Source organism: Dietzia massiliensis (assembly GCF_018390595.1).
GTDB lineage: Bacteria > Actinomycetota > Actinomycetes > Mycobacteriales > Mycobacteriaceae > Dietzia > Dietzia massiliensis.
In genome coordinates, this window is record NZ_JAHBAV010000233.1 from 1 (window position 1) to 418 (window position 418).

At 58.1% G+C, this 418-nt stretch carries 1 protein-coding gene; it reads left to right on the forward strand.

The window, feature by feature from the left end:
• On the forward strand, window positions 1-418 hold a 418-nt coding region (locus KHA85_RS20400), incomplete at both ends, for an ABC transporter transmembrane domain-containing protein (protein ID WP_272875190.1).

Here is a 418-nt window from a genome sequence, read left to right on the forward strand (position 1 = left end):
GTATGGCGGCTGGTTGACCTGGGTGGTGATTGCATTCACCGCGCTCTACGTGCTGATGCGGCTGCTGACCTACGGTTATTATCGCCAACTGTCCGAAGAAGCGCTGGTCAGGGAGGCCCGCGCCGGCTCGTATTTTATGGAGACGCTGTACGGTATCGCCACCGTCAAGATGCAGGGCATGGCGGAACGTCGCATTGCCCATTGGCTCAACCTTGAAATCGACACCATCAATACCGGTATCCGGGTCACCCGCATGGACATGCTGTTTGGCGGGATCAACACCTTCATTGCCGCCTGCGATCAGGTCGTTATTCTTTGGCTGGGAGCCAGCCTGGTGATCGATAACCAGATGACACTCGGCATGTTTGTGGCGTTCGGCGCCTTTCGCGGGCAGTTTTCCGACCGCATCGGGTCGCTG